Genomic DNA, 25,338 nt, shown 5'->3' on the forward strand with positions numbered 1-25,338 from the left:
CGACGCCACGCGCCACCGCACTGCGATCGAAACCAAGGGGTCGACGCGCGAAGGAGTCGGTTGGCAGGGTGAGGCCTCTCGCCGCGTACCGGGTACTGCATCGGTTTCTCTCACGGCGCCGGGAGAACACCGCTTGCTCACACAGTCCGAAACCACCACTCCGCCAACACCGAGTTCGGTTCAGTCGGTTCCACGCCAAGGGGCTTTACGCTCCGAGCCCCTACCCACGTCCATGTCTCAGGAGACGGAACTGGCGACGTTCGGCGGCGGCTGTTTCTGGTGTGTCGAGGCGGCGCTGAAGGAACTCGACGGCGTCCACGGGGTCACCTCCGGCTACGCCGGCGGCCACACCGAAGCGCCGACCTACCGGGAGGTGTGCGCGGAGACGACCGGCCACGCCGAGGTCGTCCAGGTCGAATTCGACCCCGCACGGCTCTCCTACGAGGAACTGCTGGAGGTGTTCTTCGCGGTCCACGACCCGACGCAGTTGAACCGACAGGGACCCGACGTCGGCTCGCAGTACCGCTCGATCGTCCTGTACCACGACGACGATCAAAAGCGGCTCGCGGCGGCGTACATCGAGGCGCTCGACGAGGAGTCCGACGACAGCGTGGTGACCGAGCTGGAGCCCCTCGACACCTTCTACGAGGCCGAGGAGTACCACCAGGACTACTTCGACAAGAACCCCAACGACGCGTACTGTAACTTCCACGCCAAACCCAAGGTGGAGAAAGTGCGCGAGAAGTTCGCCGAGAAAGTGAACCAGACGGCGACCAGCGACGACTGAGCGTGGTCCACTACACTGACGACCCCCGCTCCCGCGTCTACGTGGAAGTCACCGACATGGACGGCGACGACGTCACACTCACCGGCGACACCGACGACCTCGTCGAGGACGCCGACAGACTCGTGTCGGAGCTCCTGACCGATCACGACGTCACTCGCTACCCCGAGGGAGCGATCATCGGCTGGTTCGCCCCGCACGATCCACGCGGTGGGACGATCAGAGATCCGTCCGACGTAGAGACCGACCCGTACCCGTTCGACAACGTCTGATCCCGATTCGGCGTCGGGTACGGCGTGCCCTCCACCCAACGCCACCGAACGCCCTTCTCCCCGTTGACCGCCGACAACATGGACACGGGGTCGGTGTGTCGACAACTGCGATCGGAACCGGTCACTGCGATCGGAATCGGCCGAGTTAGCGCGGACGGTAAAACGGACGTAGGTGACTGCCCGGCCGCTAGTCCCGGCGGTACTCGTCGCGGACGACCACCTCGCCGTCGACGAGTTCGACGTCGATGAGTGACGTGACCTCGTGGTCGGCGTCGGCCATCGCGCTCTCCGTGCTGGCCTTCCGCACGACGACCACGACGTCGACGATCTCCGCGCCGATGTCTTCCAGCGCCGCCGTCACCGCGGCGAGCGTGCCGCCGGTCGAGAGTAGGTCGTCGAGCACGAGCACCCGGTCGCCGGCGTCGACGTCGTTGATGTACATCTCCGACTCGGAGTAGCCCGTCTGCTGGTGGAGCGAGACCTCGCCGTCCAGCCCGTACTCGCGCTTGCGGATGACGACCAGCGGCACGTCCGTCGTGAGCGACACCGCCGTGGAGATGTGGATCCCCATCGCCGCCGGTGTGACGATCTTGTCGACGCGCTCGAGGTCGGCGACGCGGGTGACGCCGACGACTACCTCGCGGAGCAGTTCGGGGCGAAGCATCGGCACCCCGTTGCTGATGGGGTGGACGACGTACTGGTAACCCCCTTCCTTCTCGATGATCGGGGCGTCGTCGAACGACGCGCGGAGTTGTTCCATATCGGGGCTTGCCGAACGGCGAGTAAAAGCTGCCGACTCGGGGAGGGACCGACGGGGCCGCGCCGGTGGCGTGACCGGCGCGAAACACGTGGCGGGGACGGACCGATGCGAGTCGGTCGGAGCCGGCGGCTACGTCCCGTGGTTCCACGCGCGGCCCTCGGCGGCCAGTTCGCCGGCTTCGCGCTGAAAGTCCGAGAAGTGCCACACGAGGTCGGTCATCGTCACGACGCCGACCGTCTCGACGCCGTCGGCGACGAGCAGCTTCTTGATCCCGTGATCGCGCATCCGGGCGGCGGCTTTCCGTACTGTCGCCGCGGGCTCGATTCGTTCGATCGGCTGGGACATCGCGACGCGGGCGGGGATGTCCGCGAGCGGTTCGCCGATGTCGCGCGCCGCGACGAGCACGTCGCTCTCGGTGACGATCCCCATCGGAGCGTCGTCGGCGATGACGACGCTCCCGGTGCCTGCCATGAGCATCCGTGTGACGCAGTCGGCCAGCGTCGCGGAGGGCGGGACCGTCACGCAACCGGTCGTCATCACGTCTCGTACCTGCATTTCCAGAATTTCGTACACGGTGATACTTAACCCTCGACCCTCGGGTATCAGCCGTGATAAAACCCGACAAGCCCATACTCCTGGCTTCCTTGCACGGGGTATGGATGTCGCCATCGCCTTCAGACTGCTCGTGGCGGTGTTCTGTATCATCGCCCCCTCGGTGCTGTTCATCGGCTTCGTCCGCGGGCTTGACCGCCTCCGCGACGACGACCTGGTGAACCGGGTCCTCGAGCAGGTGGACGACCAGCCCTCCGGCGCGCCCGGTCCTGCGGCCGTGCTGACGGGGGGCGCCGTCGACGGGCCGTCGGAGTCCGAACTCGTCGCCTGTTCGTCCTGCGGGCTCCCGAACCCCGGCTTCGCCGGCTACTGTGGCAACTGCCTCACCTCGCTCGACGGCTGAACACCGCCGCGACGACCCCGGGCGGTGTCGAGCCGTCGGTGCTCCCCCCGACACCCTGGTATCGACGCTGATTCTCAGCAACGTCCACGAGAGATCGCCCGAAACGCCTCACCACCGGCGTGCGCGGACCGCGCGTCGGTGGATCGTTCCGGTGCGTGAGAGCCGGGGCCGGTTACGAGAGGAAGCCTTCGACGTGGTCGGCGACTTCCTCGGGCGTGTCACCGACGGGGACGCCGGCGTCGTTGAGCGCCTCGATCTTCGACTCGGCGGTGCCCGTGCCCGAGCCGGAGACGATCGCGCCGGCGTGACCCATCCGCTTGCCGGGCGGTGCCGTCCGCCCCGCGATGAAGCCGGCGACCGGCGTGTCCATCTCCCGGGCGATGAACTGCGCGGCCTGTTCTTCGTCCTCGCCGCCGATCTCGCCGCACATCACGACAGCCTTCGTCTCCGTGTCCGCCTCGAACAGTTCGAGGGCGTCGACGAACGACGTCCCGATGATGGGGTCGCCGCCGATCCCGACCGCCGTGGTCTGGCCGATCCCGCGCTGGGTGAGGCTGTCGACGACCTGGTAGGTGAGCGTGCCTGACCGCGAGACCAGTCCCACGTTCCCGTCGGAGAAGATGTTGCCGGGGAGAATGCCGAGTTTGGCCTCGCCGGGCGTGATGATGCCGGGGCAGTTCGGGCCGATGAGGTGTGTGTCCGTCTCCGACAGCCGGCGGTACACCTTCGACATGTCCTGCGTCGGGACGCCCTCCGTGATCGCCACGACGAGGTCGAGCGAGGTGTCGAGCGCCTCGAACATGGCGTCGCCGGCGAACGCGGGCGGGACGAACACGACGGAGGCGTCGGCGTCCTCCTCGGCGACCGCGTCGTGGACGGTGTCGTACACGGGGACGCCCTGGACCTCCTGGCCGCCCTTGCCCGGGACCGCGCCGGCGACGACGTTCGTCCCGTACGCCATCATCTGTTCGGTGTGGAACGATCCCTCGCCGCCGGTGATCCCCTGTACGACCACCCGCGTGTCGTCGTCGACTAAGATGCTCACGCGAACCACCCCGTGGTGAGCGTGAGGTTACCGCGCACGAGCGAACGAGTGTAACGAGTGAGCGAGTGTACTGTAGATCTCATTGGCTGACCTCCTGGGCGTTTTCGACCGCGCGCTGGACCGCGTCTTCGAGTGTCCCTTCGACCTGTACCAACTCGGTGTTGAGGATCTCCATCCCCTCCTCGGCGTTCGTCCCCGCGAGGCGGACGACGACCGGCTTGGGGATCTCGTCGAACGCTTCGAGCGCCTCGTTGATCCCCTTCGCCACCTCGTCGCCCCGGGTGATCCCGCCGAAGATGTTGAACACCACGCTGTCGACGTTCGGATCGGAGAAGACCATGTCGAGGGCGTTGGTGACGCGCTCGGCTTTGGCCCCGCCGCCGATGTCGAGGAAGTTCGCGGGTTCGCCGCCGTAGTAGTCGACGAGGTCGAGCGTCGTCATCACGAGGCCGGCACCGTTGCCGATGATGCCGACGTTGCCCGAGAGCCGGACGTAGTCGAAGCCGTACTCGTTGGCTTTCGCCTCCAGTTCGTCGCCCGCCGCTTCGTCCTCCATCTCGGCGAGATCTGGGTGGCGGAACAGCGCGTCGTCGTCGACGTTGAGGACGGCGTCGGCGGCGATTACCTCCCGCTCCGACGTGACCATCAGCGGGTTGATCTCGGCGTCGGAGGCGTCGGTGTCCGCCCAGAGGTCGTACAGCGTCGTGAGAATGCTCGACACCTGTCGTGCAATGTCGCGGTCGATGCCGGCGTCGTACACCGCCTTCCGCGCCTGGAACGGGTGCATACCGAACGCCGGGTCGATGTGTTCGCGGGCGATGGCGTCGGGGTCCTCCTCGGCGACCGCCTCGATGTCGACGCCGCCCTGCTCGGAGACCATCGCGACGGGGCGTCCCTCGCCGCGGTCCATCGTCACGCCCACGTAGAGTTCGTCCTCGAAGTCCACCCCTGCCTCGACGAGGACGCGGTCGACGTGGTACCCCTTGAGATCCATCCCGAGGATCTCGTCGGCGTACTCGCGGGCCTCTTCTACCGAGGAGGCGATCTTGATTCCGCCGGCCTTGCCGCGGCCACCGACGTGGACCTGCGCCTTGATCGCGGCCGGGAAGCCGATCGCTTCGACGGCCGCGACCGCCTCGTCGACGGTCGAGGCGAGTTGTGAGTCCGGAACGGGAATCCCGGCGTCGGCGAAGACCTCTTTCGCCTGGTACTCGTGAAGTCGCATCGTCTGTGACCGGGAGAGGCCGACGCTTAAATCCCGCCGGTTCGGACGAGTCCGGCCGCCGCTGTCGGGATTTACTCGGATGCGTGTCCGCTTTCGTTGGGGCCGCTCACTCCTCAGTTCGGAACTCGCCGGCGACGCCGACTCCGCCGAGGAGCACACCGACGACCGAGAGCCCGATACCGCCCACGACAGCCGGGTTCAGCCGGCAGGTGTTACAGCCGTCGAACACCGCGACCCCGGAGAGCGAGACGCCCGTGACCGCGACCGTCGGCTGTGGGTTCTCGCAGAACGCCTCGGTGCAGCCGAACGAGACCCCGAACGCGACGCCCGCGACGCTCGCGACGAACAGCCCGACACCGAAGCACAGCATGCCGACTCGGAGGACGCCCATGTCCTCTCGGTTTCGCCGGGGGAACAAATGCGTTTTCACCGGTCGCGCCTGCGCTCGCGGCGGGGCGACCGGTCTCTCTGGCCCCCGCGGAGTCACGCTCGGCGTGGCGGTAGGCTTTCCCGCCCGCCAGTTCATGATAATCGTATGACATCCGCAGTTAGGGTTGGCGTGTTGGCGTTTCACGACAGCAAGGAGTCGAAAGCGATCTGCAACGCCGTCGAGGCGCTCGGCCACCGACCGGAGTGGCTGCGAGAGGAGAACACCCTCGTCACGATCGACGACGGCGAGGTCCGACTCGAACCGGACGTCGACGTGATCGCCAACCGGCTCCTGTTGTCGAACACCGACCAGCCGACGGAGGAGTTGGGGATCGCCCGGACCGTCGCAGCACAGAAACCGATCCTCAACCACCCCGACGCGACCGCCGTCGCCGCCCACAAGATGGCGACGGCGTCCTTACTCGCCCGGGAGGGATTGCCCGTGCCGGACACGCTGTTGGCGCTCAGCGGCTCGAACCTCAACGCCCACAGACAGGAGTTCGGTCCCGAGGCGGTGTACAAGACCGCCATCGGCACGCACGGGGGCGGCGCGTGGAAGGTGGACACCGACGACGTCCTGACGGCGAAGGTCGGCAAGCGTCGGGCCTTCCTCCAGGAACTCGTCGGCGACCGGAACCCGCCGCGGGACCTCCGCGTCTACGTCGTCGGCGACCGCATCGTCGGCGCGATGTACCGCTACGCGGCCGCGGAGGACTGGCGGACGAACGTCCACCTCGGCGGCGACGTCGAGGACGCCACCGGGAGCCTCCCGAACCGACCCAGGGAGATCGCGCGGACGGCCACTTCGGTGATCGACCTCGACTACGCCGGCGTCGACCTGATCGAAGGCGACGACGGCTGGTACGTCCTCGAAGTGAACCCGACGGCGGGCTTCCGGGGGCTCTACCGGGCGACCGGCGTGAGCCCCGCGCCGTACATCGCGGCGCTCGCGCTGCGACGGCTGGGTGTCGACGTCGACGACGACCGCGTCGCGGGCCTCGCGGCGACGCTCGACGACTCGCCGCCGTCGTGTATGCCCCGGCCCACGGCCACCGACTTCGAGGAGCCACCGGTCATCGGCTTCACGGAGCGCGTCGTCGTCTCGGGCACCTCCGGGACGCAGAACGTCATCGGCAAGGCCGACTCGGGCGCCGCACGGACGAGCATCGACCTCCGTCTGGCCGCGGAGATCGGTGCGGGGCCGATCCACACGGTCTCGACGGTCAGGAGCGGGAGTGCGCGGAAGGGCCAGTCGCGGCCCGTCGTCGACCTCGTCGTCGGGATCGGCGGGACCCAACACACCGTCGCCGCCAACATCGTCGACCGGAGCCACATGTCCCACCCGCTGCTCATCGGCCGGGATATCCTGAAACACTACTTCCTGGACATCTCCCGACGGGTCGAGGACGCCAGCGTCTACCCGCTGGACGACGAGGACACCGAGGAGTAGCCCGGCCGGTCGCCGCGACGGCGACGCTCCCGACCCCGCCGTCGGCGACCGCGGCTTTCCGGTAGTCACGGTTTTATCGCCACGCCGACCCTCCTCGGGGACGTCATGCGCGCAGTACGCTTCCACGAGTACGGTGACAGGGACGTCCTCCAGGTGGACGAGGTCGACCGTCCCGAGGCGACGGGGCACGACGTCGTCGTCGAGGTGGCCGGCGCGGGGGTCAACCCCGTCGACACGTACTTCCGCGCGGGGTCGTACGAACCGTTCCAGCTCCCCATGATCCCGGGCGTCGATGTCGCCGGCGAGGTGGTGGCCGTCTCGGAGTACGTCGACGACTACGCCGTCGGTGACCACGTCGTCGGCACGGGGTTGGGGATGAACCACTTCGGCGGCTACGCCGAGTACGCCGCGGTCCCCGAGGACCGCCTCGCACACCTCCCCGCCGGCGTCGACCTCGTCGCCGCCGGCGGGGCGGGCGTCGCCGCCGTCACGGCGTGGCGCGCGCTCGTCGACCACGCCGGGCTCGAACCCGCCGAGTCCGTCCTGATCCACGGCGGCTCCGGCGGCGTCGGCCACGCCGCGGTCCAGCTGGCGGCGGCGACCGGCGCGCACGTCGTCACGACCGCCGCACCCGACTACCACGCTCGCGTGAAAGAGCTCGGGGCCGACGCCGTCTTCGACTACGCACGGGAGGACCTCGCCGACGCCGTCGTCGACGAGACCGGCGGCGTCGACGTCGTCCTCGACCACCGCCTCGACGACTACCTCCAGTTCGACGCAGAGGTCGCCGCCACCGGCGGCAGGGTCGTGGGCATCGGCGAGAACGATCCCGAGGTGGGCTTCTCGAACGACGGCGTCGCCCGGAGCAAGGACGTCTCCTACCAGTTCATGAGCATGTTCAACACGCCGCGGCTGGCGGACCCACTGGCCGGCGTTGCCTACCTCATGGGACAGGGCGACCTCGACATCGAGGTTGCGCGGACGTATGACCTCGACGAGGCCGCCGAGGCCCAGCGCGCCGTGATGGAGGAGTCGATCCTCGGGAAACTCGTCATCGCGCCGTAAGCCGCCTCCCCCCCAGTTGCCGGCCGTTCGCATCGCCGGCCGAGAATGTCATTCGAACGACGCTTTTCCTCGAAACTGGAAACGACGTCACCTCTTTATTTTCCAAGCTGCCGTCACGTTCTCCCATGATGACGACCAGCGCGCTCGAACCGACTCCCCGCACCGAGGTCGACCCCACCGCCCGCGACCGAATCGACCCGATCGAGATCCCCGACCGGATTACCTCGTCACAGGCCAAACTCGTCTACCTCTACCTCCGTACCCGGGGAACCGCGACCGTCGACGAACTCGGGACGGCGCTCGGCCTGCCCAAACTGGCGCTGTTCAGCATCCTCGGGACGCTCGGCGAGTACGACCTGATCGTCCGCGACGGCGACGCCGTCAGCACGGTCTGAGCGACGAACCACCGTTGGTTCGTGCCGCCCGATAGCACGCCTCATTTTCGTTCATCGAGTCATATCACTATTTTATCGCCATTCGAAGTGAATTCATCGCGTTTATCAAGGCCAGTTCGTCTAGATCGGCTATGACGGAACGTGAGACGTGGGCATCGCGGGTCGGGTTCGTTCTCGCCGCGGTCGGGAGCGCGGTTGGGTTGGGCAACATCTGGCAGTTCCCGTTCAAGACGGGACAGTTCGGGGGGGCGTCCTTTCTCGTCGTCTACCTCGCCGCCGCCGTGGGGATCGGCCTCCCCGCCATCCTCGCGGAGTTCGTCGTCGGCCGGCGGGCGAAACGCAACACAGTCGACGCGTTCGGCGTGCTCGGCAGCCCCCGGTGGAAGCTCGTCGGCGCGCTCGGACTGTTCATCGGCTTCTGGATCCTCTCGTACTACTCCGTGGTCGGCGGCTGGGTCATCCGCTACCTCGTCGCCTCGCCCAGCGGCGCGTACTTCGGCGACGCCGCCGGCTTCTTCTCGACCGTTTCGGCCGGCACCGACGCGCTCGTTGGTCACGCCGTCTTCATGGCGTGTGCCGTCGGCGTCGTCGCCCTCGGCGTGGAAAACGGGATCGAGCGCGCGACGAAAGTGATGGTCCCCTCGGTGCTGCTGATCCTCGTGGGGCTCGCCGCCTACGCCTTCACGCTCGACGGGGCCGGCGCGGGCTACGCGTACTTCCTCTCGCCCGACCTGTCGACCCTGCGTGGCAACCTCGGCGAGATCGTCCCCTTCGCGGTCGGACAGGCCTTTTTCTCGCTCTCGCTCGGGATGGGCGCGATGGTCACCTACGCCTCCTACGTCGACGGCGAGGACTCCCTCGTCGCCGACGCGGGCTCGATCGTCGTCCTCAACACCCTCGTGGGCGTGCTCGCGGGGCTCGTCGTCTTCCCGCTGCTGTTCGCCCAGGGCGTCGACCCCAACACCAGCGGCCCCGGGGCGGTGTTTATCTCGGTTGCCGGCGCGTTCGGCGATCTCCCCGCCGGCCGCGCCCTCGGGACGGCGTTCTTCGCGGTAGTGCTCGTCGCCGCGCTCTCCTCTGCGATCAGTCTCCTCGAAGTCGTCGTCTCGTACGTCGTCGACAACAGCCGGATCGGGCGGCTCCCCGCGGCGGTCACGATCGGTGGCGGCCTGTTCGTCCTCGGCGTCCCCTCCGCGCTCTCGACCGCCTGGCTCGGCTGGTTCGACACGCTCGCGTACCAGCTGTTGCTCCCGCTGTCGGTGCTCTGCATCCTGCTTTTCGTCGGCTGGCGGATCGGCGGCGACGCGCTCTCGGAGGTACTCCGCGGCTCCGACCTCGGTCACGGCGTCGGCGTCGCGTGGCTCTGGACGGTCCGGGTCGTCGTCGTCGTGGCCGTCCTCGGCACGCTCGCGCTCGGCCTGCAGACCCTGTTCGTCGGCGGTGCCATCTTCCCACCGCTTGGCTAGCGCTGCCCGTCGCCGCCGCCCCTGAGAGCCGCCGTCGACCCGGTGACGATCTCTCGGTCGCTGCGAGATTTCACGTGCTCGTCGTCGGCAACGAACCCGTTCCACCGACCGAAAACCGTTATCTTCGGCGACTGACGGATCCTCGCTTCGTAACGCACTTGCGTCGGCTTCGGCCATCGAGAGGTAATGACACGTGAGACGTGGGCAACCCGAATCGGGTTCATCCTCGCCGCCGTCGGGAGTGCGGTGGGGTTGGGGAACATCTGGCGGTTCCCGTGGGTCACGGCCGAAAACGGCGGGAGCGCCTTCCTCCTGGTGTATCTGCTCGTCATCCTCGCCGTCGGCGTCCCCGGACTCGTCGGCGAGTTCGTCATCGGCCGCCGGGCGAAACGGAACCCCGTGGGCGCGCTCCGCGACCTCTCGGGGTCGAACGGCTGGGCCGCCGTCGGCGGCCTTTCGATCCTGACCGCGCTCGTCCTCCTGTCGTTTTACTCCGTCGTCGGCGGGTGGATCGTCCGGTACTTCGTCGAGAGCGCGCTCGCGCTCGGGGGCGGGCCGCTCCCGTACGCCACCGACGCCGGGGCGTACTTCGGTTCGGCATCGACGGGGACCGACGCGCTCGCGTACCACCTGCTCTTTCTCGGACTCACCGGCGCGATCGTCCTCGGCGGCGTGCGCCGGGGGATCGAACTCGGGACCACGGTGATGATGCCCGCGATCTTCGTCCTCCTGGTCGCCCTCGCGGGCTGGGCAGCCACACAGCCGGACGCCGCGGCCGGCTACGCCTTCTACCTCTCGTTCGACCTCGCGACCCTGCGGGCGAACTTTTTCTCCGTCCTGGGCCCGGCGGCGGGTCAGGCGCTCTTTACCCTCTCGCTCGGGGCCGGGACGATGATCACCTACGCGTCGTACCTCGGCGAGGACCGCTCGCTCCCGTTCGACGCCGGCACCATCGCCGTCCTCAACACCCTCGTGGGCGTGCTCGCGGGACTCGTCGTCTTCCCGCTCCTCTTCTCGCTCGGCGTCCAGCCCGGGTCGCCCGGCCCCGGCGCGCTGTTCGTCTCCATCGCGGGGGCGTTCGCTCGCCTCCCCGCGGGGACACTCGTCGCCACCGTCTTCTTCGGCGTCGTCGCCCTCGCCGCGCTCTCCTCGTCCATCTCGATGCTGGAGATCCCCGTCTCCGTCCTCGTCGACGAGTTCGGCTTCGATCGGCGGCGGGCGGTCGCGCTCTCGCTGTCGGTGTTCGCCGTCACCGGCGCGGCCACTGCGCTCGACGCGGCCATCTTCGAGCTCTTCGCGGTCACGCTCGTCGACCGCCTCCTCACCGCCGGCCTCGCCGCCTTCCTCCTCTACGTCGGCTGGGTGCTCGGTCGGGACGCCCTCACCGAGTTCCGCGCCGGTGCCGGGCCGCTCACCGCTCGCCTCGCCGTGCCGTGGCTCTACGCGGTCGGCATCGTCCTCCCCCTCTTTCTCGTCTTCACGCTCCTGACGGGCCTCGGGCTCGAGACGCGCGTCGGCTTCTGGCCTACCGTCGCCCTCGCGGTCGGTGCCGGCGTCGCGGCCTTCCTCGCGCTGCGCTCGCCGCGGTCGGTCCTCTGAGCCCGAACCGCCGTCGCTTTACACTTCCTCTCCTTCGCCGCCGACATGGCCGGTCTCATCGCTGCACCGCTCGAAGTGTACGTCCTCGCGCTCCTCCCGGCGCTCCTCTGGGGCTTCGAGCCCGTGGTGTCGAAGCGCGGCCTCTCGCTGGGCGGGACGCCCGTGCAGGCGTCGCTCGTCGTCGTGCTCGTCGACACGTCGCTGTACTGGGCCGGACTCGTCGGCCTCTCCGTCCTGCGCGGGGGCCCGATCCTCCCGCCGCTCTCCCGGGAGATCGTCGTCGTCTTCGTCGTCGCCGGCGTCGTCGGCACCGCGATCGGCCGCCTCGCGGTGTTCGCGGGCGTCCAGCGCGTCGGTGCCTCGGTGAACAGCGCCGTCATCAGCGCCCGACCGCTCTTTGCGACCGTGCTCGCGCTGACGTTCCTCGGCGAGCCGTTCTCGCTCTCGACGGGCGCGGGGATCGTCGTCATCGTCGTCGGCCTCGCGGTGCTGTCGACCGCCCGCGGCGGCGACCTCCGCGGGTGGGAGCCCCGGGACCTCGTCTTCCCGCTCGCCGCGGCCGGCGCGTTCGCCGTCGGTAACGTCCTCCGCCGGTTCGGGCTGACGACCTCGCCGGCAACCGCCTTGGAGGCCGTCGCGATCAACGAGACGGCCGCGCTCGTCGCCGTCGCGGCGTACGTCCTCGCGCGCAACCCCGACCACCTCCGCGCCCCGCCGAAGACGTACGGCTACTTCGCCGTCAGCGGCGTCATCACCGCCGGGGGCCTCCTCTCGCTGTTCGCCGCCTTCGCCCTCCCCGAGGGCCGGGTCGCGCTCGTCGATCCGCTCGTGGCGACCGCGCCGCTCTTTACCGCGGTGTTCGCCGCGGCCTTTCTCCGCGACCTCGAACGCGTGACCCGCGGGGTTGTCGCCGGCGGCCTCCTCGTCGTGGTCGGCGTCGCGTTCGTGACGCTCGGACCGGGTGCGGTCGGGGTGTGAGCCGGTGGTTCGGGCGGTCGAGCCGGGCAGTCGCTCCGTGATATCGAATCCCGACTGCGGACCGCCGTCTTCGCCGATCGATCCGCTGACTCCCTTCGCGGGTGAGACCGAAGGACAGGCTTCGAATCCCGGAATCCTTTTGATGCGGGTCGTTCACGTTCCGTCAATGACATCAGGTGGTCCGACATGACGATGGAAGACCGGATCGAGGACCTCCGCGAACGACGCGAGCGTGCGCTGCTCGGCGGCGGCCAAGAGCGCATCGAGAAGCAACACGACAAGGGCAAGATGACCGCCCGGGAGCGCATCGACTACTTCCTCGACGAGGGGACGTTCAACGAGTTCGACAAGTTCCGGACGCACAGAACCTCGAAGTTCGGGATGGAAGAGAAGAAGCTCCCGGGCGACGGCGTCGTGACGGGCTACGGCGAGGTGGACGGCCGGACGGTGTTCGTCTTCGCCCACGACTTCACCGTCTTCGGTGGCTCGCTCGGGGAGGTCATGGCCGAGAAGATCTGCAAGGTGATGGACAAGGCGATGGAGGTCGGCGCGCCGATCGTCGGCCTCAACGACTCCGCGGGCGCGCGCATCCAAGAGGGGGTCAAGTCGCTCGCGGGCTTCGCCGACATCTTCCACCGCAACCAGCAGGCCTCCGGTGTGGTGCCGCAGATCTCTTCGATCATGGGGCCGTGTGCCGGCGGCGCGGTGTACTCGCCCGCCATCACCGACTTCATTTTCATGGTGCAGGACACCTCCCACATGTTCATCACCGGGCCGGACGTCATCAAGACGGTCACCGGTGAGGAGGTCTCGTTCGAGGAACTCGGCGGGGCGAAGACCCACGCTTCGAAAACCGGTGTCGCACACAAGACGTTCGCGGGCGAGGAGGAGGCGCTGGACAACATCCGCCGCCTGCTGTCGTACCTCCCGCAGAACAACGTCGAGGACCCGCCCAGAGTCGAGCCGTGGGACGACCCCGAGCGCGAGGCCGACGTCACGGGCGTCGTGCCGGACGCGGCACAGAAGCCCTACGACATGACGAGCGTCGTCGACGAGGTGGTCGACGAAGGCTCGTTCTTCGAGATTCACGAGGAGTGGGCGCGGAACATCGTCGTCGGCTTCGGCCGCCTCGACGGTCATTCTGTGGGAGTAGTCGCCAACCAGCCCCGCGCGAACGCCGGCACCCTCACGGTTGACGCCTCGATGAAGGGTTCGCGGTTCATCCGGTTCTGTGACGCGTTCAACGTTCCCATCCTCACGTTCGTCGACGTGCCGGGGTACATGCCCGGGACGGAACAGGAACACCGCGGCATCATCCGCCACGGCGCGAAACTCCTCTACGCCTATTCGGAGGCGACGGTGCCCCTCCTCACGGTCATCACCCGCAAGGCGTACGGCGGCGCGTACTGCGTGATGGCGTCGAAACACATCGGCGGCGACGTCAACTACGCGTGGCCCACCTCCGAGATCGCCGTCATGGGGCCGCAGGGCGCGGTCAACATCCTCTACAGCAGCGAACTCGACGCCGCCGACGACCCCGAGGCCCGCAGGCAGGAACTCATCGACGAGTACCGCGAGGAGTTCGCCAACCCCTACACGGCCGCGGATCGGGGCTTCGTCGACGACGTGATCGAGCCCACCGAGACGCGGGCGCGACTCGTCGACGACCTCCGGATGCTGAAGACGAAGCGCGGCGACCAGCCCGACAAGAAACACGGGAACCTCCCGATCTGAATGTCGATCGATCTCGACCTCCCCGACGACGCGACCGAGGACGAGGCCGCGGCCATCGCCGCCGCCGTCTCCGCACACATGCGCGACCAGGCCGTGGCCGCCGCGGCCGCCGCGGCCGCGACCGAAGAGACGTGGCAGGACCGCAAGTGGAGGTTCGCCGGCCGCGTCGACGCGCTCCAGAGTCGCCGGACGCGCGTCCCCGACGGCACCCCGACGAACGCCTGGGTCGCCGCGAGCCGCGCGGACCGGTTCTGACACCGGGCGGCACGACGCGCGGCGTCCGGGGCTGATCATCCCCTCCTCTCCCTCCGAGACGCGGTGAACACCCGGCCAGCGAGCTCCAGCCGCGCCACGGCGTCCCAGCACGGGTCGAGCGCGTCGGCGACTGACCCATCTCTCGGCGTCGGTGCTGCCCGTTCGATGACCGCGAGGGTGTTCTCCGGCGCGCGCCGTACAGCCGCGGTGACCGGCGGTGAGCGATGAGCCGGAGACGGCTCCTGTCGGTGACCGAGCAGAAGAACGGCCCGACAGCGCCGCCGCTGGGCGTGACGAACCTGCGGGTCGGCGAGGGCGCGGTTCGCAGTCAGCCTCGAAGGAGAGTTACGCCGATGCGGCCTGTGCGCTGGCCTTCTTGCGCGTGATGTAGCCCGCGATGCGGTTACGGACGCCTTTCGACTCGACGTTCGTGAGCTTCGTGACGCTGTCCTTGTTCGTCTCGAACTCCGTGTTGAACGCCTGCGGATACCGCTCGAGGAGGAGGTTCCCGAGCTGTTTCACGTACTTGGGCTTGATCGCCATGCCCGACGTTTGCTCGCTGGCGCACAAAAACGATTCGTTACGCGTCGTCGACCCACGCGGCGGTCCGCGTCCGAGCTACGATCGTGAACGACCCGCTCAGTCGCGCGCCCGCCGTCGAGCGGCGAGCCCCACGACGGCGCACGCGGTGACCGCGGCGGGAACCCCGAACCCGGGCAGCCCCTCCGATGTCGACCCGGCGGTTCCCTGCGGCGTTCCAGTCCCCGACGCGTTGCCCGTCCCGCTCGTCGTCGTCGCGCTCGTGGGCCGCTCTGTCCCGGCACCGCCGGTCGCGTTCTCGACGGCGGCACCGGTCGCGGTGGCGACGCTCCCACTCGCATCGGGGCTGGCGGTCCGGTCGCCGTCGATCGCGGGGAAAGGCGTCTCGGCTGGCGTCGTTCCGTTGCCGCCCGCGCCGTCGTCGTCGATCACGAGCACCGACGAGGCGGTCGACGCGCCGTCGTCGGCGAACAGCGTGTACGTTCCCGGGGGGAGTTCCGAGGTGTCCAGTTCAGCCGCCCACTCGCCGGTCGACCCGTTGACGGTCGCCACTTCGCCGGTCGCGACCTGGCGCTCGCCGTCGAGGAGGTCGACGACGACGCTCGTCTCCTCGCCGCGGTTCGACGACCCCGACACCGTCACCGCCTCCTCCCGGGGGACGGCGTCGTCCGGGAACGGGTCGATCGCGAGCGACGGGGTCTCCCCGCGGATCGTCAGTTCGACGACCTCGTCGCCACCGTACGCGCTCTTCACCACGTCGATCGCCTGCTGGCGTCGCATCTCCGACGGGAGCGCGTCGCGGCCGAGCGTCTCGGTCGTCGTGAACGCGCCGTCCGCGCGCGGACTGACGACGAGCAGGGTGTACGCCCCCCGCCGGCCGAAGGATTCGTACGCCACCGAGAACGTCCCCCCGGTGACGGACTCGGTCTCCATCGCCCCCGCCGTGCCGTCGGCGTCGAGGAACCGCCCGCGCGGCCCGACGAGATAGAGCCGCACGTCCTCGACCTCCGCTGTCTCGCCCGACACCACGACGGCGTCGCCGACGCCAGCGGCGATCGTCGTCGGGGCCACCGTTACGTTCAGCGTCGCGCCGACGACGCGCTCGGTGTCGCTCCGGAGCCCGCCGTCGCGTGGTCGATCCACCTGTTCACCGTCCACGCTCGCCGTCCCGGCGGCCGGCACGGCCACGGCTCCGCCGACCACGCTCCAGACGCACAGCGCGATCAGTACGGCGGCGATCCCCGTCCGGCCAGTCCGTCGGTGTCGTCTCCTGCGTCGCATGTTCCTCGCCAGCGGGGCACGGTCGCCGCCCCGGCCGGCGCTCGACCGACGACTCCGCGACGAACGGCATCACTCTTTGGTCCGCAGAATCGCGACTGATACCCGGCTCCGGTCGACGGCCGGCGACCGCGCGGCACCGACCCGCGCGATCGGCCCGGCTCACCGGCGGTCGCGCCAGCCGGTCTCGTGGTCGAGTCGCGCGAACGCCTCCCGCTCGGCCGCCCCGCCGCACGTCTCGACGGTCTCGGCGAAGTACGCGAGGCGGTCGAGCAGCCGCGCCGTGTCGTAGCCGGGCACGTCGAGCCGCGACGCGGCGACGGTGGCGTCGACGACGGCGTACAGGCCCCGGTCGATCGTCCGCGGCCGTCGGCGTCGGACTGCACCGGTCTCGGGGCGGAGTCGCCATCGCTCCCACTCGGTGTCGCCCTCCTCGCCGGCGTTGATCCGCTCGGCCGCGACGCGGACCCAGGCGTCGGCGCTGTCGAGCACCGGCGCGGGCTCTTCCCGGATCGTGAGCGCCGCGTCGACGAAGTCCCGCGCGTCGGCGACGAACTGAACGACCCCGCCGGCACGCCGGTGGAAGTTCCGGCGCGTCCGCGTGTTGCCCCACGTCACCGCCTCGACGGGTTCTTGGGACCAGCAGTCGAGACCGCCGTCGGGCGCGTGGAGCCCGAGCACCGCGACGTTCCACAGGCCGTTCGGCCCGAGCGTCGTCACCACCGACTCGGTGACGCCGTCGAGCGCGACCGGCCAGCCGTCGTCGCGGTCGATCTCGCCGACGTTCCCCCCGGCCTCGCCGCCCCGATCGCCCGCATCGGTCACACCTCCCACCCCCGTTCGAGCGCGACGAACAGCGCCGCCGCGGTGAGGTCGGCGGTCGTCCCCGGGTTGATCCCCTCGGCGACGAACTCGTCGGCCAGCTCGGCGGCCGCGTCGAGGTCCGTCCCGACCGCCGCGGCCCGCGCTCGGACGTCTCGCGCCGCGGCCGGCCCGTGCTGGACGGCCACCAGGCTGTCGGGCTCGCCGGCGAGGAGTTCGAGGAACGCCCGCGCGGCGCGCTCGGTCGCCGTTCCCTCGCCGTCGAGGACGCCGTCGGCGACGGAGAACGACCGCGGGAACCCGTCGGTCCACTCGCGGGCGTTGCCGTCGTGCGGGGCCGACAGCTCCATCAGGTCCCAGAGCGTCAGGCCCCGCTCGCGGATCTCGTCCACGGCGTCGGCCCCGCGTCGCACGTCCGGCACGTCGAGGTCCGCCGGCGGGTCGCCGACGGCGACGTCGACGTGATCGAACGCGCGGTAGAAGCCGCAGGCGTCCGCGACGGTCGTCCTCCGGCAGACCTCGCGGACGCCCGTCGGCGAGAGCCGTTCCGCCGCGGCCGCCCGCACGAGCGGTACGAGGTTCAACAGGCAGCCGAACTGGGTGTTGCCGCCGCCCTGCTGGCTCATGCCCTCGACGCACTCCTCGAAGGCCGCGCCGACGCTGGCGTCCGTCTCGGCCGCACGGAGGCCGGCTCCCGCGCCGACGCTTCCGGCGAGGAAGTGCTCGAAACGGAGGTCGTCGTACTCGCGGTGGCGGTCGACGTTGCCGGGTTTGGGTGTGCCGGCCACCTCGAGGAGGAGCGCTAGCTGTGCGTTGTCCGCCGGGGTTCGCATGACCGGCCGTAACGCGGCGGTACGTAAAGACTCTGCGCGCTGATTACGGCCGTGTATTGGGGCCGAGCTACCGCTCGGTTCGGTGTGAAAACGAGGGCCACCCGAGTGGGGGGGAAGTGGGGGGAGAGAAGTCGGATGACGCCTCATCAGATCGTTGTGAGTTGTGGGACTTCAAAGTTTCCACTTAGGCCGGGAGTATAAGTCCAAAGGCGCGGTCGAGATCGCCACGATGGCTGGACGGCGGCGGGCACGGCTCAGGGTTTCCGAGGAGGCTCGGCGGCACGCGAGCGGGCCGCCTGGCGGGCCACGCCACCACGCCTCACACGCGGTCGGCCGGGTCGCGCTCGAACCGCCGGGCGACGCCGTCCGCGTCGCCGGCGTGATCCGTGTCGGGGTCCTTCTCGATGCCCCTGCGGGCCGCGAACCACTCGTCGACCGCTCGCCGAACCTGGCGAAGCGCCTCCCGGTCGGTGCTCGGACGGCCGACGCTCACGGCGTCTGCGCCGTAGCCGAGATACTCCGACACCGTCACGCGGTCGCGCACGCCGTTGTTGGCGACGAGCACGAGTTCGGGTGCCGCCTCGGCCACGTCCGCGATCACCGCCTCGGAGTCCATCGCGTCGACGTGGAAGACGTCCGCGCCCGCCGCTCGGACCCGACGCGCCGTCTCCGCGAGGTCGACGCCGTCGACCTCCGCGCGCACCTTCACGCTCACCGGAGCCCCTGCGTCTGCCGCCGCTGAGACATACTCGCAGAGCCGCTCCGTGTCCCGCAGGAGCGTCTCGCCACAGCCGACGCGACAGAGCTCCTCCTGGCGGCAGTGGGCGTTCACTTCGAGCAGGGCGTCGTGGGCCGCACACACCCGCGCGGCGACGCCGACCGGCCCGACGGTCGCGCTGCGGACGTTCACGCCCGCGCGGATCGGCGACTCCGCGAGCGCGGCGAGCTGGAAGTCGAGGAACACCAGTGGATCGGGCGGTAGAAACTCCGACCGCTCGCGCATGACGAGCGCACGGGCGGCGTCCCGCGAGCGTGCGTCGAGCGCGACCCCACCGAGCATCGCGAGGTCGGCGAAGTCGCTCCCGTCGTGGGCCCACCGTGCGTCGGCCTCTCCGGAGAGGCTCGCGAGGACGAGCCGGACGTCGCCGCGGTCGGGCGCTCCAGCGTCGGTCCGTCGGATCACCGCGCTCGTCCCTCCGGCTCCCCGACCAGCGCCAGCGCGTCGCCGACCGCGTCGAGGACGCGCCGGGCGTCGGCCGCGTCGTCGATCCGGGTGTCGGTCCGGACGACCGGGCGATCCAGCTCGGTGTCGTCCGCCCCGTCGAGGACGAACGCGTCGGCGAAGGGGTACGCCTCGGCCACGCCGGCGGTCGACGGCTCCAGTCCGACGCCGCGCATCAACTCGGCCGCGGGCCCCGAGAACACCTCGCGACCGACGAACGGCGACACCGCGACGACCGCGGTCTCCGACAGCGCCGCCTCGATCCCTGGGACGGCCAGCATCGGGCCGACGCTCGTCACGGGGTTCGACGGGCCGACGACGACCGGCTCCGACAGTGCCGCCCGGACCGCAGACGTCGGGGCGGCCTCGTCCGCTCCGCGGAACTCGACGTCCTCGACGGTCGGCTCGGCGCGTCGGTGAACCCAGTACTCCTGGAAGTGCAGCGGCCCCTCGTCGGTGTGGACGATCGTGGCGACCGGATCGTCGCTCATCGGGACGAGATCGATCTCGAGGTCGAACGCCGCCGCCAGGGTCCGTGTCACCTCGGTCAGCGTGTGTCCCTCGTCGAGGAGCGAGGTCCGCGTCAGGTGGACCGCGCGGTCACGGTCGCCGATCTCCATGAACTCAGCCACCGCCGAGAAGCGTCGCCAGCGGGCGATCTCTCTCCCTCGCGTCTGTGCGGCGTCCGGGAGGTAGCGAGGCCCCGTCTCCAGTCCGCTCTCTGCCGCGAGTCGGCGGAGTTCGTCGTGGGTCGCGGTCGTGTCGCCGTCGATCCCCCACCACCGCTCGCGGTCGAGGACGCCGCCCCCGTGGAACAGGACGGTATCGATGTCCGGACAGACGAGGTGGCCGCCGAGCTCGACGTCGTCGCCCGTGTTCCCGACGACGGTCACTGCCCCGGGCTCGAACGTCGAGCCGAGGCCGTCGAGGAGCTTGGGCGTCCCCGTTCCGCCGGCGAGGAACGTCACCATAGCACCGTGCTATGTGGACCGGTGGTTTGAAACTTCCTGCATCGGCGTCGTACTGGTCCGCGTCGTGGATATTCTGCGCAGGGCCACCGATCGGGACACCCGACTGCCGAGCGTGACGCGGCGACCGGCGAGTCATCGCGTGGACCACGAGAGCGGTCCGCAGGGGCGGAGACGAATCCGTGGATATTTGACTGACTGGTTAGTCAGTTCGAACACTGAATGTCCGACGAGCCTCGCGAAGCGGTGATCCGCGCGACATACCGCGCGCTCTGTGCACACGGGTACGCCAACCTGACGATGCAGGACATCGCCGACGAGACCGATCTGAGCAAGGCCGCCCTCCACTACCACTACGACACCAAGCGTGACCTCCTGATCGCGTTTCTCGACGCGCTCACGTCGTGGTACGAGGGCCGGCTGGAGACGCTGGCCGGCGACGACGCGCCCGAACGGCTGGCGTCGTTGTTCGACGAGTGTCTCTCCCCCGACGACAGCGACACCGACTACCCCGCGTTCCACACCGCACTCTTGGAGATCAAGGCCCAGGCCCCGTACGACGAGGCCTACCGCGAGCGACTCGCGGCGGCCGACGAGGTGCTGGTCACGCGGGTGCGGGAGATCGTCGCCGACGGCGTCGACGCGGGGACGTTCCGGGAGGTCGATCCCGACGCGACGGCGGCACTCGTCGCCGACGTGCTCGCGGGTGGTCACACCCGCAACGTCGCGGTGGGCCGCGACCTCGACGAGACGCGGGCCGTCCTCGACGGCTACGTCGCCACCCAGCTGCTGGCGACGGACGACGACGACGCGTCGGCGGCGCGACCGGCGGGGGCGTCCCGATGAGCGCCCTCGACCGGCTGTCGGGGCTGTTCAAGGACAAAGACGAGTTCGACCTCACGAGCGGCGGCATCGCCAGGCCGCTGTTTTACCTCGCGCTCCCGATCGTCATCACGAACCTCCTCCAGACGGCGTACAACCTCGCCGACACGTTCTGGCTCGGGCAGTACTCGACGGAGGCGCTCGCGGCCATCTCCTTCGGCTTCCCGCTCGTGTTCCTGCTGATCTCCTTCGGCTTCGGCATCTCCATCGCCGGCAGCGTGCTCGTCGCGCAGTACATCGGTGCCGGCGAGGAGCGCGAGGCCGAGTACGCCGCCTCCCAGACGATGACGTTCGCCGTGATCGCCTCGGTCGTCCTCGGAGCCGGCGGCTATCTCTTCGTCGAGGACGTGCTCCGGCTGCTGGGCGCGTCGCCGGAAGTGCTCCCCGGGGCGACGGCGTACATGGAGGTCATCTCGCTGGGGATCGTCTTCCTGTTCGGCTTCCTGGTGTTCATCTCGCTCATGCGCGGCTACGGCGACACGATCACGCCAATGCTCGTCATGTTCGGCTCCGTCGCGATCAACGTCGTCATCGACCCGTTCCTCATCTTCGGCTGGTGGGTGTTCCCCGAGATGGGCGTCGCCGGCGCGGCCTACGCGACGGTGTTCTCGCGCTCGCTGGCGCTCATCGTCGGGCTCGGGATCATGTTCCGCGGGAACCGCGGTGTGCGGATCCACCTCAGTCAGATGCGGCCCGACCCCGACTACTTCCGGCGCATCGCCTCGCTGGGCGGGCCGGCGTCGTTCGAGGTCACGGGACGGGCGCTCTCGGTCAACTTCCTCCTGGTCGTCGTCGCCCTGTTCTCCCCCGCGGTCGTCGCCGCGTTCGGGATCGGGACGCGGGTCTTCTCGGTCATCTTCCTGCCCGCGATCGCGGTCGCACAGGCGGTCGAGACGATGTCCGGGCAGAACATCGGCGCGGGCAAGCCCGACCGGGCGGAGCAGACCGCCGACTTCGCCGCGAAGGTGATGTTCGTCGTCCTCTCGGCGATGGGCGTCGTCGTCTTCGTCTTCACCGAGCCGCTCGTTTCGGTGTTCACCACCGACTCGGCCGTCGTCGAGGAGGGGGTGACGTTCCTCCGAACGGTCGCGCCGACGTTCGGGATGCTCGGGATCATGCGTGCGTACAGCGGGAGCTTCCGCGGCGCGGGCAAGACGATGACCTCCGCGGGTCTCGCGATCGTGACGCTGTGGGTGGTCCGTCTGCCGATCGCCTGGTTCGGCGCGCAGTCGCTCGGCCCCGTCGGTATCTGGTACGGCTTCGTCGTCTCGAACGTGATCGGGGCCGTGCTCGCGCTCGCGTGGTACAAGCGCGGGACTTGGCGCGACGGCGACCTCACCGACCGGGAGGTCGCCGTCGGCGACGAGTTCGAGGGCGACGACGGTGCCGCCGAACCGGCCAGCACCGACGACTGAGACGGACCCGGCCCGCGCCGTCCGCCGGGCGACTCGGAGGGGACCCGTACCGCTCCTCTGCCGGAGGCGACGCCGTCGGTCGACGGTCCGTCGTGTTTCGCCGTGTGTCGGCCTCGCTGGCTCATCCGACGGTTTTTGTCCGATGACGGCGAACGTCAGGGCATGCTGGCTATCAAGGACAGCGTCCACGACCACATCGAGGTCGGGGGCGTTGCCGAGGCGCTGATCGACACCCCCGCCGTCCAGCGCCTCCGCCGGGTCACCCAGTTGGGGACCGTGAGCTTCGTCTACCCCGCCGCCAACCACACCCGCTTCGAGCACTCGCTCGGCGTGTACCACCTCGCGACCCGTGCGCTGGACCACCTCGGCGTCGAGGGGACGACCGCCGAACGGGTCCGCGCCGCCGCGCTCTTACACGACGTCGGCCACGGCCCGTTCAGCCACAACGTCGAGGACGTCGTCCACCGCCACACGGGCAAGTACCACGACGACGTCGACGACCTCGTCACGACGGGCGAGGTGGGTCGCGTCCTCGACGACCACGGCGTCGATCCGCAGAGGGTCGCGGGGCTCGTCCGCGGCGACGGGCGGTACGGCCAACTCGTCTCCGGCGAACTCGACGTCGACCGGATGGACTACCTGGTGCGGGACGCCCACCACACGGGCGTCCCCTACGGGACGATCGACCACGAACGGCTCGTCCGCGAACTCGCGTTCGTCGAGGACGAACTCGTCCTCCGGGAGGGGAACGTCCAGACCGCCGAATCGTTGCTCCTGGCGCGGGCGCTGATGAACCCCACGGTGTATCAACACCCCGTCGCGCGCATCGCGAAGGCGATGCTCCGCCGGGCGGCCGAACGACTGCTGGAGGCGCCCGACATCGCCGCGGCCGACCTCCGGCGGATGGACGACCACGACTTCGTCTCGTCGCTCCGGTCGACGCGCCGCACGAGCGCGTACGCCGAACGGCTCGACACCCGCCGGCTGTTCAAGCGCGCGGTGTGGGCCGAGTACGCCGACGTCCCCGAACGACTGCTGGACGCCTCCCACGCCGACCTCCGGGGGTTCGAGCGCGAAATCGCCGACCGCGCCGACGTCTCCGAGTCGACGGTCGTCGTCGACGTCCCCCCGCGCCCGTCGATGACCGAGTCGACCTCGCGGGTCGTGGTCAACGGCGACATCCGCGAACTGGGGAAGGCCTCGCCGCTCGTCTCGGCGCTCCGAACCGCCCAGGAACGCCAGTGGCGTTTCGGCGTCTACTGTCCGCGTGCGGAGACCGAGCGGGTCGGCCGCGCGGCGGTCGACACCCTCGGGCTCGACGTCGAGGGCGCGCTCGTCAGCGACGTCCGGACGGGGCTGAACGCGACGCTCGACGAGTTCCAGTGAGTCGACGCTGTCCACCGCCACGGCCGACCCTGGCCCTACCCGTCCGAGGGCTTCCGTGGGGCGCTCACAGCCGCGACCGGGAGGTGAGCACCGATGACTGACGACGCCTCCCCGGCCGCCCGGGAGTGGTCGGCGGGGCTCGTCGACTCGATCGCGGACCCGGTCGTGGTCTTCGACGAGGCGGGACGGCTGCGCCGGTGGAACCGCGCGCTGGTGGAGGCGACCGGCTACACCGACGAGACGCTGTCGTCGCTGTCGCTCGATCGCCTGTTCGGCGACGCCGACCACGTCCGCGAGGTCGTCACCGCCGTCCCAGCGACCGGCCGGACGACGTTCGACGCCACGCTCCGGACGGCGGCGGGCGACGCCGTTCCCGACGCCGACGACCCTGCGACGGCCGTCGTCTGCGTCGGCCGCGACGTCACCGAGGCCCGACGCCGCCAGCGGGAACTCGAACGCGCCGAGGTCGTCCTCGAGTCGCTCGCCGACGCCGTCTACGCCATTGAGTCCGACGGCACCATCGCGTACGTCAACGACCGGTACGTCGATATGAAGGGCGTCTCCCGAGAGGAGCTCCTCGGCACCGACATCGACGACTGGGTCACCGAAGCGACAGTCGAGCAGGCCGACGAACTCCGCGCCGCCGTCGCGAGCGGCGACCGCGACGTCGGGACGGTCGAGTACGAGTTCGTGACCGGCGACGGCGAGCGGTTCCCCGCGGAGCTTCGGTTCGGCCCGGTCGGGCACCCCGACAGCGACCTCGGCCGCGTCGGGATGATCCGCGACGTCACGGAGCGGGTCGAGCGCGAGCGGACCCTCAGACGGCAGAACGAGCGGCTCGACGAGTTCGCCTCGATCGTGAGCCACGACCTCCGCAACCCGCTGAACGTCGCCGAGGGCTGGCTCGAACTGGCCCGTGAGGAGTGCGACAGCGACCACCTCGACTCGGTCACGGACGCCCACGACCGGATGCGGCGGCTAGTCGGGGATCTCCTGACGCTCGCTCGACAGGGCCAGACGGAGCCCGAGCCGACGCACGTGTCGCTCAGGGAGCTCGCCGAGGAGTGTTGGCGCTCCGTCGACCGACGGACCGCGACGCTCGTCGTCGAGACGGACGCGACCGTCCACGCGGACGAGCGCCAGCTCCGTCGGCTCGTCGAGAACCTCCTCAGGAACGCCGTCGAGCACGGCTCGACGAACCCCCGATCGCAGGCTCGCGGGGACGCCGTGGAACACGGCTCCGCGAGCAGCCGGCCGGCGGCCGACGACAGCACCGACGGAAGCGACAGCGCCGACGGCGACGCGGTGACCGTGACGGTCGGTGGGCTCCCGGACGGGTTCTTCGTCGCCGACGGCGGCCCCGGCGTCCCGCCCAGAGACCGCGAGCGCGTCTTCGAGACCGGCTACTCGACGAGCGCCGAGGGGACCGGCTTCGGACTGCGCATCGTTCGGGAGGTCGCCCAGGCGCACGGCTGGGACGTCAGCGTGACCGAGAGCGACGGCGGTGGCGCACGGTTCGAGATCCGCGGCGCGGACGTCGACTGATCGCGGTCGTGCCGGATTCGACGGCGGCCCGTGGT

At 69.9% G+C, this 25,338-nt stretch carries 27 protein-coding genes; 15 read left to right on the plus strand and 12 right to left on the minus strand.

What is annotated here, in order from left to right; all coding sequences use genetic code 11:
- The first annotated feature begins 232 nt into the window (after positions 1–232).
- Both msrA and NKJ07_RS02715 read left to right on the plus strand, forming a co-directional pair.
- Positions 233–787 (plus strand): peptide-methionine (S)-S-oxide reductase MsrA, encoded by a 555-nt coding sequence (gene msrA / locus NKJ07_RS02710; RefSeq protein ID WP_318569059.1) that lies wholly within the window; start codon positions 233–235, stop codon positions 785–787.
- 2 nt (positions 788–789) lie between these two features.
- Complete coding sequence (locus NKJ07_RS02715; protein ID WP_318569060.1) at positions 790–1,056, plus strand: hypothetical protein; 267 nt, start codon at positions 790–792, stop codon at positions 1,054–1,056.
- Positions 1,057–1,243: 187 nt separating this feature from the next.
- Here NKJ07_RS02715 and hpt read toward each other — a convergent pair whose 3' ends face one another.
- Positions 1,244–1,816 (minus strand): hypoxanthine/guanine phosphoribosyltransferase, encoded by a 573-nt coding sequence (hpt, locus tag NKJ07_RS02720; RefSeq protein ID WP_318569061.1) that lies wholly within the window; start codon positions 1,814–1,816, stop codon positions 1,244–1,246.
- A gap of 129 nt (positions 1,817–1,945) precedes the next feature.
- A complete protein-coding gene (locus NKJ07_RS02725; RefSeq protein WP_318569062.1) occupies positions 1,946–2,371 on the minus strand; it encodes a CBS domain-containing protein in 426 nt (141 codons plus the stop codon).
- 100 nt (positions 2,372–2,471) lie between these two features.
- Between NKJ07_RS02725 and NKJ07_RS02730 the strand changes: the two genes are divergently transcribed.
- Positions 2,472–2,771, plus strand: coding sequence for a zinc ribbon domain-containing protein (locus NKJ07_RS02730; protein ID WP_318569063.1), 300 nt, complete (start codon positions 2,472–2,474; stop codon positions 2,769–2,771).
- Positions 2,772–2,943: 172 nt separating this feature from the next.
- On the opposite strand, the gene sucD is transcribed toward NKJ07_RS02730, so the two are convergent.
- The 3 genes from sucD to NKJ07_RS02745 form a co-directional block, all read right to left on the minus strand.
- Complete coding sequence (sucD, locus tag NKJ07_RS02735; RefSeq protein WP_318569064.1) at positions 2,944–3,816, minus strand: succinate--CoA ligase subunit alpha; 873 nt, start codon at positions 3,814–3,816, stop codon at positions 2,944–2,946.
- A 79-nt stretch (positions 3,817–3,895) separates the two neighbouring features.
- The gene (sucC, locus tag NKJ07_RS02740; protein WP_318569065.1) at positions 3,896–5,041 is read right to left on the minus strand and encodes an ADP-forming succinate--CoA ligase subunit beta; all 1,146 of its coding nucleotides are present in this window, start codon (positions 5,039–5,041) and stop codon (positions 3,896–3,898) included.
- A 106-nt stretch (positions 5,042–5,147) separates the two neighbouring features.
- Positions 5,148–5,432 carry a hypothetical protein gene (locus NKJ07_RS02745; RefSeq protein WP_318569066.1) on the minus strand — a complete coding sequence of 95 codons (285 nt, stop codon included), beginning with the start codon at positions 5,430–5,432 and terminating at the stop codon, positions 5,148–5,150.
- 144 nt (positions 5,433–5,576) lie between these two features.
- Here NKJ07_RS02745 and NKJ07_RS02750 point away from each other — a divergent pair, with 144 nt between their 5' ends.
- The 4 genes from NKJ07_RS02750 to NKJ07_RS02765 all read left to right on the plus strand — a co-directional run bounded on the left by NKJ07_RS02750 (position 5,577) and on the right by NKJ07_RS02765 (position 9,846).
- Positions 5,577–6,920 carry a RimK family alpha-L-glutamate ligase gene (locus NKJ07_RS02750; protein ID WP_318569067.1) on the plus strand — a complete coding sequence of 448 codons (1,344 nt, stop codon included), beginning with the start codon at positions 5,577–5,579 and terminating at the stop codon, positions 6,918–6,920.
- A 105-nt stretch (positions 6,921–7,025) separates the two neighbouring features.
- On the plus strand, positions 7,026–7,985 hold the full coding sequence (locus NKJ07_RS02755) for an NADPH:quinone reductase (protein ID WP_318569068.1): 960 nt from the start codon (positions 7,026–7,028) through the stop codon (positions 7,983–7,985).
- 125 nt (positions 7,986–8,110) lie between these two features.
- A complete protein-coding gene (locus NKJ07_RS02760) occupies positions 8,111–8,380 on the plus strand; it encodes a hypothetical protein (RefSeq protein WP_318569069.1) in 270 nt (89 codons plus the stop codon).
- Between the two features lie 131 nt (positions 8,381–8,511).
- Positions 8,512–9,846: a sodium-dependent transporter gene (locus NKJ07_RS02765; RefSeq protein ID WP_318569070.1), complete on the plus strand. Its 1,335-nt coding sequence runs from the start codon at positions 8,512–8,514 to the stop codon at positions 9,844–9,846.
- On the opposite strand, the gene NKJ07_RS02770 is transcribed toward NKJ07_RS02765, so the two are convergent.
- Entirely contained in the window at positions 9,843–10,004 is a 162-nt protein-coding gene (locus tag NKJ07_RS02770) for a hypothetical protein (RefSeq protein ID WP_318569071.1), read from the minus strand. The genes NKJ07_RS02765 and NKJ07_RS02770 overlap by 4 nt on opposite strands.
- A gap of 28 nt (positions 10,005–10,032) precedes the next feature.
- On the opposite strand from NKJ07_RS02770, the gene NKJ07_RS02775 reads away from it, so the two are divergent.
- The 4 genes from NKJ07_RS02775 (at position 10,033) to NKJ07_RS02790 (ending at position 14,412) form a co-directional block, all read left to right on the plus strand.
- A complete protein-coding gene (locus tag NKJ07_RS02775) occupies positions 10,033–11,445 on the plus strand; it encodes a sodium-dependent transporter (protein WP_318569072.1) in 1,413 nt (470 codons plus the stop codon).
- Positions 11,446–11,490: 45 nt separating this feature from the next.
- Complete coding sequence (locus tag NKJ07_RS02780) at positions 11,491–12,423, plus strand: EamA family transporter (protein WP_318569073.1); 933 nt, start codon at positions 11,491–11,493, stop codon at positions 12,421–12,423.
- A 192-nt stretch (positions 12,424–12,615) separates the two neighbouring features.
- Positions 12,616–14,157, plus strand: coding sequence for an acyl-CoA carboxylase subunit beta (locus NKJ07_RS02785; protein ID WP_318570523.1), 1,542 nt, complete (start codon positions 12,616–12,618; stop codon positions 14,155–14,157).
- Complete coding sequence (locus tag NKJ07_RS02790) at positions 14,158–14,412, plus strand: DUF8022 family protein (protein ID WP_318569074.1); 255 nt, start codon at positions 14,158–14,160, stop codon at positions 14,410–14,412. It begins immediately after the preceding gene.
- Positions 14,413–14,757: 345 nt separating this feature from the next.
- On the opposite strand, the gene NKJ07_RS02795 is transcribed toward NKJ07_RS02790, so the two are convergent.
- The 6 genes from NKJ07_RS02795 to cofD all read right to left on the minus strand — a co-directional run bounded on the left by NKJ07_RS02795 (position 14,758) and on the right by cofD (position 20,078).
- The gene (locus NKJ07_RS02795) at positions 14,758–14,955 is read right to left on the minus strand and encodes a 30S ribosomal protein S17e (protein WP_318569075.1); all 198 of its coding nucleotides are present in this window, start codon (positions 14,953–14,955) and stop codon (positions 14,758–14,760) included.
- A 96-nt stretch (positions 14,956–15,051) separates the two neighbouring features.
- Positions 15,052–16,233 (minus strand): hypothetical protein, encoded by a 1,182-nt coding sequence (locus NKJ07_RS02800; RefSeq protein WP_318569076.1) that lies wholly within the window; start codon positions 16,231–16,233, stop codon positions 15,052–15,054.
- 159 nt (positions 16,234–16,392) lie between these two features.
- Entirely contained in the window at positions 16,393–17,004 is a 612-nt protein-coding gene (locus NKJ07_RS02805) for a DUF447 domain-containing protein (RefSeq protein ID WP_318570524.1), read from the minus strand.
- A 47-nt stretch (positions 17,005–17,051) separates the two neighbouring features.
- The gene (locus NKJ07_RS02810; protein WP_318569077.1) at positions 17,052–17,885 is read right to left on the minus strand and encodes a triphosphoribosyl-dephospho-CoA synthase; all 834 of its coding nucleotides are present in this window, start codon (positions 17,883–17,885) and stop codon (positions 17,052–17,054) included.
- 319 nt (positions 17,886–18,204) lie between these two features.
- On the minus strand, positions 18,205–19,068 hold the full coding sequence (locus tag NKJ07_RS02815) for a tRNA-dihydrouridine synthase (protein WP_318569078.1): 864 nt from the start codon (positions 19,066–19,068) through the stop codon (positions 18,205–18,207).
- The gene (cofD, locus tag NKJ07_RS02820) at positions 19,065–20,078 is read right to left on the minus strand and encodes a 2-phospho-L-lactate transferase (protein ID WP_318569079.1); all 1,014 of its coding nucleotides are present in this window, start codon (positions 20,076–20,078) and stop codon (positions 19,065–19,067) included. The genes NKJ07_RS02815 and cofD overlap by 4 nt, the downstream gene beginning before the upstream one ends.
- Positions 20,079–20,297: 219 nt before the next feature.
- On the opposite strand from cofD, the gene NKJ07_RS02825 reads away from it, so the two are divergent.
- The 4 genes from NKJ07_RS02825 (at position 20,298) to NKJ07_RS02840 (ending at position 25,303) form a co-directional block, all read left to right on the plus strand.
- The gene (locus NKJ07_RS02825; protein ID WP_318569080.1) at positions 20,298–20,921 is read left to right on the plus strand and encodes a TetR/AcrR family transcriptional regulator; all 624 of its coding nucleotides are present in this window, start codon (positions 20,298–20,300) and stop codon (positions 20,919–20,921) included.
- Positions 20,918–22,372 (plus strand): MATE family efflux transporter, encoded by a 1,455-nt coding sequence (locus NKJ07_RS02830; protein WP_318569081.1) that lies wholly within the window; start codon positions 20,918–20,920, stop codon positions 22,370–22,372. Before NKJ07_RS02825 ends, NKJ07_RS02830 begins: the two co-directional genes overlap by 4 nt.
- 162 nt (positions 22,373–22,534) lie before the next feature.
- Positions 22,535–23,758, plus strand: a complete 1,224-nt coding sequence (locus NKJ07_RS02835) for an HD domain-containing protein (RefSeq protein ID WP_318569082.1) — start codon at positions 22,535–22,537, stop codon at positions 23,756–23,758.
- Between the two features lie 93 nt (positions 23,759–23,851).
- Positions 23,852–25,303, plus strand: coding sequence for a PAS domain S-box protein (locus NKJ07_RS02840; RefSeq protein ID WP_318569083.1), 1,452 nt, complete (start codon positions 23,852–23,854; stop codon positions 25,301–25,303).
- Positions 25,304–25,338 lie beyond the last annotated feature (35 nt).

Source organism: Salinigranum marinum (assembly GCF_024228675.1).
Lineage (GTDB): Archaea > Halobacteriota > Halobacteria > Halobacteriales > Haloferacaceae > Salinigranum > Salinigranum marinum.

Bases quoted from the DNA above. Each gene is read 5' to 3' on its own strand.
- msrA (WP_318569059.1), top strand. From the start codon at position 233: ATGTCTCAGGAGACGGAACTGGCGACGTTCGGCGGCGGCTGTTTCTGG.
- hpt (WP_318569061.1), bottom strand. From the start codon at position 1,816: ATGGAACAACTCCGCGCGTCGTTCGACGACGCCCCGATCATCGAGAAG.
- NKJ07_RS02725 (WP_318569062.1), bottom strand. From the start codon at position 2,371: ATGCAGGTACGAGACGTGATGACGACCGGTTGCGTGACGGTCCCGCCC.
- NKJ07_RS02730 (WP_318569063.1), top strand. From the start codon at position 2,472: ATGGATGTCGCCATCGCCTTCAGACTGCTCGTGGCGGTGTTCTGTATC.
- sucC (WP_318569065.1), bottom strand. From the start codon at position 5,041: ATGCGACTTCACGAGTACCAGGCGAAAGAGGTCTTCGCCGACGCCGGG.
- NKJ07_RS02745 (WP_318569066.1), bottom strand. From the start codon at position 5,432: ATGGGCGTCCTCCGAGTCGGCATGCTGTGCTTCGGTGTCGGGCTGTTC.
- NKJ07_RS02750 (WP_318569067.1), top strand. From the start codon at position 5,577: ATGACATCCGCAGTTAGGGTTGGCGTGTTGGCGTTTCACGACAGCAAG.
- NKJ07_RS02755 (WP_318569068.1), top strand. From the start codon at position 7,026: ATGCGCGCAGTACGCTTCCACGAGTACGGTGACAGGGACGTCCTCCAG.
- NKJ07_RS02760 (WP_318569069.1), top strand. From the start codon at position 8,111: ATGATGACGACCAGCGCGCTCGAACCGACTCCCCGCACCGAGGTCGAC.
- NKJ07_RS02765 (WP_318569070.1), top strand. From the start codon at position 8,512: ATGACGGAACGTGAGACGTGGGCATCGCGGGTCGGGTTCGTTCTCGCC.
- NKJ07_RS02775 (WP_318569072.1), top strand. From the start codon at position 10,033: ATGACACGTGAGACGTGGGCAACCCGAATCGGGTTCATCCTCGCCGCC.
- NKJ07_RS02780 (WP_318569073.1), top strand. From the start codon at position 11,491: ATGGCCGGTCTCATCGCTGCACCGCTCGAAGTGTACGTCCTCGCGCTC.
- NKJ07_RS02785 (WP_318570523.1), top strand. From the start codon at position 12,616: ATGGAAGACCGGATCGAGGACCTCCGCGAACGACGCGAGCGTGCGCTG.
- NKJ07_RS02790 (WP_318569074.1), top strand. From the start codon at position 14,158: ATGTCGATCGATCTCGACCTCCCCGACGACGCGACCGAGGACGAGGCC.
- NKJ07_RS02795 (WP_318569075.1), bottom strand. From the start codon at position 14,955: ATGGCGATCAAGCCCAAGTACGTGAAACAGCTCGGGAACCTCCTCCTC.
- NKJ07_RS02800 (WP_318569076.1), bottom strand. From the start codon at position 16,233: ATGCGACGCAGGAGACGACACCGACGGACTGGCCGGACGGGGATCGCC.
- NKJ07_RS02810 (WP_318569077.1), bottom strand. From the start codon at position 17,885: ATGCGAACCCCGGCGGACAACGCACAGCTAGCGCTCCTCCTCGAGGTG.
- cofD (WP_318569079.1), bottom strand. From the start codon at position 20,078: ATGGTGACGTTCCTCGCCGGCGGAACGGGGACGCCCAAGCTCCTCGAC.
- NKJ07_RS02825 (WP_318569080.1), top strand. From the start codon at position 20,298: ATGTCCGACGAGCCTCGCGAAGCGGTGATCCGCGCGACATACCGCGCG.
- NKJ07_RS02830 (WP_318569081.1), top strand. From the start codon at position 20,918: ATGAGCGCCCTCGACCGGCTGTCGGGGCTGTTCAAGGACAAAGACGAG.
- NKJ07_RS02835 (WP_318569082.1), top strand. From the start codon at position 22,535: ATGCTGGCTATCAAGGACAGCGTCCACGACCACATCGAGGTCGGGGGC.
- NKJ07_RS02840 (WP_318569083.1), top strand. From the start codon at position 23,852: ATGACTGACGACGCCTCCCCGGCCGCCCGGGAGTGGTCGGCGGGGCTC.